General features: G+C 61.0%; 1 pseudogene. It reads left to right on the top strand.

What is annotated here, in order from left to right:
* A pseudogene (locus SB847_RS21650) lies at window positions 1-254 on the top strand (family 65 glycosyl hydrolase); the annotation flags it as partial.

The following is a 254-nucleotide window of genomic DNA, read 5'->3' as shown; positions in this document are numbered from 1 at the left end:
CGGTGACGAAGGAACGCTTGAGACCCTGTTCGCCCTTGGCAACGGACACCTTGGCATTCGCGGCGCCCATGCCGCGGCAGGCGACGGGGAGCTCCCGGGTACCTTCATCAACGGATTCCATGAGATTTGGGATATCAAGCACGCCGAGAACGCCTATGGGTTCGCCCGTACCGGACAGCGGATCGTGTATGTGCCGGACGCAAACAACTTCACCGTTTCCATCGACGGCGAGGTTCTCAGCCTCGCGGAATCCA

This window comes from Bacillus sp. SIMBA_026 (genome assembly GCF_046535335.1).
Taxonomy (GTDB): Bacteria; Bacillota; Bacilli; order Bacillales; family Bacillaceae; genus Bacillus; species Bacillus velezensis.
This window is presented reverse-complemented; position numbering and strand designations above follow the sequence as displayed.